The organism is Siphonobacter sp. (assembly GCF_048595215.1).
Lineage (GTDB): Bacteria > Bacteroidota > Bacteroidia > Cytophagales > Spirosomataceae > Siphonobacter.
Window position 1 is genome coordinate 1 of record NZ_JBMDWJ010000387.1, and the last position, 6,759, is coordinate 6,759.

Genomic DNA, 6,759 nt, shown 5'->3' on the forward strand with positions numbered 1-6,759 from the left:
CGCTGTACTATCGACATACGGACGGAAAAATCATTCGGATTCGCCGGGTGGATGACGGCGGAAATTCAACCACCCGGCCCGAAAACCTGGCAACCGAACATGCGTACGGGGCGGAATTTACCAGTTCTTTTTCACCAAAAACCTGGTGGAAGCTTGACGGCAGCCTTAACTTTTTCCGGGCCATCACCGACGGTGCCAATCTGGACGCCACCTATCAAAGTGATACCTACAGCTGGTTTGCCCGGATGACCAACCGATTTACGTTCTGGAAAAATCTGGATGTACAGGCCCGGGCCAATTACGAAGCTCCCCAGCAAACGCCGCAGGGAACGCGTAAAGCACTGGCGACACTAGATTTATCGATGAGTAAGGATATTTTGCGGGGCAATGGAACACTGACGCTGAACGTACTCGACGTCTTCAACTCGCGACGCTTTCGCTCCATTACCGAAGGCAGTAACTTTTACACGGAATCCAACAGTCAGGGGCGGTTACGACAGATTAACCTGACTTTGAACTATCGCTTACGTCAGGCTAAAAAGAAAACTAAAGGCCTGGATGAAGAGCAGGGCGGCTAATCCTTTCGGCAGTATCGATAAAATCTGATAGCCTTTGGGAGTGCATTCATAAACTGGAGCTTCCTGAGCTTCCGTTTTTAGGGTCTCAATGGCGGCTTCGAGACCCTGCGTCGTCGCGTACGAAGCACTACTGCTGGCAATGACCAATAAGTTGTCCGAAAGCATGTCAAAACGGATGTAACCGTTATTTTCGATACGTTGGTACGCATTCCGGAATGAAGCCCGGGCTTTGACCGCCGTGATAGCTTGCAAACAGCCGTTCGGACTTAAAAAACCTTCACTAGAAAGAATCTGCTGACCCTGATCGGTAATAAGACTGAAATAGTATAAGGAGTTAATGTTGCTGCGGAAAATCTCAAACTTTGCCATGGGACGGTAGTATTAAAAGTGATTGGCGGAAACGTCCGACTGTGTTTTCTGATGTAAATTTTGTACTTATTTAAGCCATTTTGCAAAGATTTCGACGTATAGCATTTAACGTAACCTTTCAGGTACCTTTTTCGGGTTTTTTGGGAAGTACTCATTTCCCTGCTACTGGTTAAAGGTAGAAAACCAATGGAATCTGTAATTAAGAAACCCCGCCTGGTTTGCCAGGCGGGGTTTCTTAATTACAGAGAATGGTAAGTATTATCAAGCGTTTATCTACCAATAATTTCGTATTAAACGTATATAGATATTTATTGGTGTCGCAGCTTTCCCAAGTCCAATTCTGTAGAGGGTGTAGTATTCGCATGCACACTACGTTCGAGAAAATCCAGCGTAGTTTTCGTGAATTCTTCATTGCGAGCCGTCGTACAATCCGAAGGGACGTACACTTCATAATCCCGCATGTACGCATCCGAAGCAGTAAAAGCAATACAGGAATCCGTTGAGATACCGGTTAAGATTAAACGTTTGACCTGAAAATATTGCAAAAGCGTAGAAAGCGTAGTGGCGTAAAAAGCGGAATGTTTGGGCTTTAGTACAAAATAATCGTCCTGATCCGGACGTAGCAGCTCGGCCAAGCGTTGCCCTCGGACCTGATCGTGGAGTACGTGCTCAATGACCTCGTTAAAGTCTGACCGCCAACGTCCGAAGTTATCATTGGCGTAAATAACGGGAATCCGATGTTGCCGGGCCTGTTCCTTTAATCTTACAATATTCTGGGCTGCCTGCTCGGATGATTGAACGAATTCTTCTCCTTCGGGAAATTCCAGGTCGTTAATCATATCAATAACCAGCAAGGCAACGGGAGATTGTTCGAGGACATTGCCATGTAAATCGGCATTCTTTTCACTCATAAACTTGGATGGATTGGTGGTAGAATGTACTTGCTACTAAAAACTGGATGATTTGCGGTGCACTAAGACCGTTTGGTGTATTTTCTGAACAAAAAGAATACCAGCTAGTCTCATTTTCGTAGATATCGCCGGAGCGTCTGAAAATGAGGCTAGCAGAAGTTACCGCTTATTTTGACGTATAGTGATACGTTTAAGATGGGGAAAATAATCCCAGCTATTTGGCTGATTATACGTCAGTCAAATAGCTGTTTAATTCCGATTACGGCTGTTCCTATACGACTCTGACTATGTGGGTTTTGTGTTTGTTAGAAAAAGCTGAGCGTATTCACAGGGTAGTAGGGCTGTAAAACAGGTATAGTTTTTTAAAAATATCATAAATCAAACCTTCTTCAAATCAAATCATCATCCGGTGTCTACACACAATCAACCAGTAAGCGATCAAGCATTACTGAATCGTCGATCCTTTTTACAAAGGGCTAGCCTTTTAGGTTTGGGAAGTATGCTTCTGGATTCATGCCAGGTACTCGATGACGTATTTCCTACAAAATCATACACTACGCCCCCGCCACCCCGGATTGCCTGTTGGGGAGACTCGCTAACATTTGGGAAAGGCGGTACGCCTTATCCAACGGTGCTGGCCAACGAACTGCCTAATTACACGATCAAGAATTTTGGTATCGATGGGCAGGTAAGTCGGGCTATTGTGGCCCGTCAGGGTGGGATTCCGTTAACACTGAGCGTGGAGGGGAATGCCTTCAACGGAGCAGGAGCCGTAAAGGTAACCAAGCTATCAACACAACTGCTGTCGACGGTTGCCAATAACCTGACCATGACTTTAAAGGGTCGGGTAAACGAAGTGCCATGTACATTGACCCGTACCGCAAAGGGTGGGGGAGAGGCTCAGGTAGAAACGTATACCCTAACCCCTGCGGAAGCCAGTACTGTAGCTGTTCCCGCTGATTCGGTCTTTATCTCGGATGATGCCGTCGCGTATCAGTCGTCTATTCAGGTCCTCTGGTTGGGACGAAACGATGTACCCGATTTCGATGGGATTGTCAATCTGATCGACAATTGCATTAACTATCTGCCGAATCCTAAATTTTATCTGGTATTAGGTATTCTGATGAGTAATCTGGAAACGAAAGGTACATCGGGTTACAAACAGATTTCGGATTTCAATGCCTTACTCCAGCGACGTTACGGCAGCAACTTTGTACCCATGACTCCGCCCACGGCCGACGAACTGAAAGCCGTTGGGTATACGCCAACTGCCCAAGATCAGGCTCAACTGGCCCAGGATATATTTCCAGCGGGCGTACGCTCGGATTACCTGCACCTAAACTCACTGGGCTATCAGATCATTGCCCGTCGAATCAAGGATAAGCTAGTAGCTAAAAACTGGTACGTTCAGCAAACTCAGTAGCTGAGTTTTCAAAGAGGGTTTTGACGCGAGCCCCTTTACAAGATCGTAAGGGGGCTCGTGATTGTATTGTTGCAAGAAGACGGAAGAAGCATCCGCCCAAAAATTACGCAAGTCCTTTTCCGCCTAGTACGTTTACGGTCATGCCGGGTTCGGGGCGTTCGGCCAGCAAAGGCATGGCCCGACCAATGAGTTCTCGTATGGCGGGTGCCTGTAGAGAACGATCATGATCTTCCTTCGTATCCCAAACTTCCGTTACCCAGATCGTATCTGCATCCGTAACATCCGTACTGACCAGATACAACTGACAACCGGAGGCTGTATGCAGCAGCCGAGCCGCTTCCAGTAAAAAATCGGCTAAGGCTTGTCCCTGACCAGGCAAGGCTTTTAGCTTTCCAAAAAGACCGTATTTCGTGATTGACATGTATAGTGTAGATAAGTCAGCGGCGTGTGTAGCTCACTTTTTGAATGTAAGCCCCTGGAAACAGTTTTTTAATAGGGAGGGAGTGCAGAAAAACCGTTTGGAACCATCCGTGGTATTACGTTTTCAAACATGAAGATAAAGTGTACTAAACTGGCAGAAATTGAAGGCAATCCAGGCGATCAGGTTAGTACACTTGTCTTTCGTGATGTAGAATCGGATGGCGTAACGGTTGCATTGAAAAACAAACACACCAATGTTGAATTTGAAAATGTAAAAGTAAACGGTACTGGATTTAACAACCAATAACTACGTTATAAATTACTTTTCAAAATGCCTTACTTAGTGAAAGATTTCCCTGTAGAGATCAGGTTTAAATAACTTATAAAATAGTTTTCGGTACCAGACGGAATAATATTTTCGTTTGTACCGAAGAAAAGCGTGGTGATTTTGTCGATTCGCACGATATGAATCTAACAGACGGGGCAGATCGAGGTGCATTTCACGGTATAAATCAATGTGCTTTTCGTAGATGTAGTGATAATAAATAATGGATTTAGCGTGGAAATCGATGTTATCCGTTAACGAATTTTTCTCGATGCGTTTGCGGTAATAATAAAGGGACTTATCAATTTTATAAACGTTTTTATTCTTTGCTAACACCCGAATCCACAGTTCCCAATCTTCAAGGCAAGGTAAATTTTCATCAAATTTTCCTGCCTTTTCGAAGGTTTCTGCACTAATCATGGCAAAAATAGGAATAGAATTCGAGATCAGTAAGTCATCCTTGTTGTAATCAATAATATGCCAGGGACCGGTTTTTCCTTCGAAATATTCGGCGTTTGAATACACTAAATTGACATTCGGATGCTGAATAAAGGCGTTGAAATATTCTTCAACGAATTCTTCGTGTAATTTATCATCGCCGTCCAAAAAGACAATAAACTGTCCATTCGACTGATCAAAACCATAGTTGCGGGTAGCGGCCGGTCCGGAATTGGTTTTTGTATAAAGTTTGACGTTTTTGTTTGTACCCTGGATGTATTCGGAAACGGTAGCAAAGGTTTGATCCGTAGAACCATCATCTACTACAATGATTTCAACGTTTTTATAGGTCTGTTTTTCAGCCGATTGAATGGCTTCTATGATGACCCGTTCGTTATTGTAACAGGGAATGATGATACTAATCAGGGGTTTAGTTGCCGCCTGGAATTGCCCATGCGTGTAATCCGTAATCGTGGCCAGCCAGTTCGTAAAGGAATATTTTGACCGGATTTTCTCATCAATTTTTACATAGGGACGAGTCAGAAAATCATCCAGATCCTCCTTGTTGTCTTCCGTTAAAATGAAGAAGTTATTCGGATGATAAAAATCTTCGTCGACAACCGTAGCATTCGTCGTAATTACTTTTTTCTGCAATTTCAGTCCGTCAAAAATTCGGAAAGACAAGCCCTGGTGCTCATCAATGCGGAAATCCAGAATAATCTCCGTATTTTTTATCTGTACTAATTGGTCTTCGTACGGATTAACTTTATGTAGACAATGAAAATTTTCTTTAACGTATAAAGGGACTTTATCTTCGTCGTATAAGTTATAAACAAAATCGAATTGTACTGGACTTATTTTCTCGGTAATAAATTTATGAAAGTCAATAATTGCCTGGAGGCGGGAAGGATGAAATGAGCTGATGTAATAGATTTTATTTTTAGTTTCAATATCCGGTAAATCATCAGGATAGTCGAAATAAAAGTTAGGTACGTATTGTACACCGTATTTCTGATATTTAACCACATCAGTTTTGTCAAAGGCGTAAAAGCGATCGAACAAATGAACTTTAGGAAGCACTTCTGGATTTCTTGAAATGCCGTCGTAATGAAATGAGATAAACTTGTCGCTTCTTTTTCTGGCTTCCAGTAGTAATTCTAAAGGAAAGAAATCCGCTCTGATTACCAGCGTCACATCATAGTGATCGTACGTTTTTACGAGCGACAAACGCGTTTGTTGATTAAAATTATGTCGTAAGAAATTTTTGTAATCTCTATCTTTTAGAAAAGTCTTTCTAAAAAAATTAGTCGTACGTTGACTAATATTTTCGTAAGTAAAAGGGTAAGAATTATTATGAACTACTACAACATCGTACCCTAAGCTGATAAGATTTTTTTCAATCACCGCGTATAATTGATAATCCCACGGTGCTATTAGTAAAAATCTTTTTTTTATGTTCATTTGAATGGATGATAGTAATCAATGAGGATTTGTATTTTAAATAATACCAGCGTATTATTTAAAAAATGGGTTTAACTCTAAGAAAAGAACTAGTGAATAAAAATGTATTACTATACAGAAAAAACGGAGTGGCAAGAGAATGGATCTATTAGTGGATAGGTCTGTTAGTAATGAAATCATTTGTCTGTATAAAGTAAGAAATACTTGCTTAAAATGAATTTTTCCTAAGCGTTCCTCTGACGACACCTCTGCAAAAATGTATAATTTTATTTTTAGCCGCAAAACATTTGCCTAAATAAGGCTTGCTCCCTCAGAGCCCCAGAATAGGTAGAAGAGAGCCGACTTCCGCGTTTCCACCCCTTAGAGAAGACTAGAAACGGTACTGCTTTCAGCGGTGGTATCTTATTATATATATACAAACCATCCTATCGGGTAAGGCTAATTCAATGCCCACTTGCCATCCGCTTACTCGGGTTGGCTAATCCAGACTTGTACATTCCCGTCCATCCTGTTTAACCTGCCATTCATCCCCGAATAAAAATAAAAATGGCCCTGACTGCAACGCAGCCCCCCTTCTCCGCATCCTTGATGTGTAAATAAGGTCAGCCGTTTTGGAAAGCAAACCCCATCAATCGCCGCTCATCCAGCAACCAAGCCTTACATACTACTTTGCATTGCATAGTACCTGTTTTCAACCCAACTTTGAATCATCAATCAGGCCAGTCGCCGCTGATGAAAGTACCCAAGCCATGAATTTCTAACACAACCGATCATCTTTTTTTTGCCTGTCAATCTCAATCGATAAAAGCCATGAAAACTTCCATCACTTCTCTC

The 6,759-nt window shown here is 42.5% G+C and carries 7 protein-coding genes; 3 read left to right on the plus strand and 4 right to left on the minus strand.

Annotation, left to right across the window (positions count from 1 at the left end; genetic code table 11):
* The coding region (locus ACOJTG_RS23730) for an outer membrane beta-barrel family protein (protein WP_420156085.1) at positions 1–578 on the plus strand (578 nt) is incomplete at its 5' end.
* Here the strand turns inward: ACOJTG_RS23730 and ACOJTG_RS23735 are convergent.
* Entirely contained in the window at positions 525–947 is a 423-nt protein-coding gene (locus ACOJTG_RS23735) for a DUF1508 domain-containing protein (protein ID WP_420156086.1), read from the minus strand. The two genes, ACOJTG_RS23730 and ACOJTG_RS23735, sit on opposite strands and share 54 nt — an antisense overlap.
* A gap of 308 nt (positions 948–1,255) precedes the next feature.
* Complete coding sequence (locus ACOJTG_RS23740) at positions 1,256–1,858, minus strand: cysteine hydrolase family protein (RefSeq protein ID WP_420156087.1); 603 nt, start codon at positions 1,856–1,858, stop codon at positions 1,256–1,258.
* 499 nt (positions 1,859–2,357) lie between these two features.
* Here ACOJTG_RS23740 and ACOJTG_RS23745 point away from each other — a divergent pair, with 499 nt between their 5' ends.
* Entirely contained in the window at positions 2,358–3,281 is a 924-nt protein-coding gene (locus tag ACOJTG_RS23745; RefSeq protein WP_420156088.1) for an SGNH/GDSL hydrolase family protein, read from the plus strand.
* Positions 3,282–3,384: 103 nt separating this feature from the next.
* Here the strand turns inward: ACOJTG_RS23745 and ACOJTG_RS23750 are convergent, their stop codons facing one another.
* Positions 3,385–3,702: a putative quinol monooxygenase gene (locus ACOJTG_RS23750; protein WP_420156089.1), complete on the minus strand. Its 318-nt coding sequence runs from the start codon at positions 3,700–3,702 to the stop codon at positions 3,385–3,387.
* Between the two features lie 129 nt (positions 3,703–3,831).
* Between ACOJTG_RS23750 and ACOJTG_RS23755 the strand changes: the two genes are divergently transcribed.
* On the plus strand, positions 3,832–4,008 hold the full coding sequence (locus ACOJTG_RS23755) for a hypothetical protein (RefSeq protein ID WP_420156090.1): 177 nt from the start codon (positions 3,832–3,834) through the stop codon (positions 4,006–4,008).
* Positions 4,009–4,041: 33 nt separating this feature from the next.
* On the opposite strand, the gene ACOJTG_RS23760 is transcribed toward ACOJTG_RS23755, so the two are convergent.
* The gene (locus ACOJTG_RS23760; RefSeq protein ID WP_420156091.1) at positions 4,042–5,544 is read right to left on the minus strand and encodes a glycosyltransferase; all 1,503 of its coding nucleotides are present in this window, start codon (positions 5,542–5,544) and stop codon (positions 4,042–4,044) included.
* Between the last annotated feature and the right edge of the window lie 1,215 nt (positions 5,545–6,759).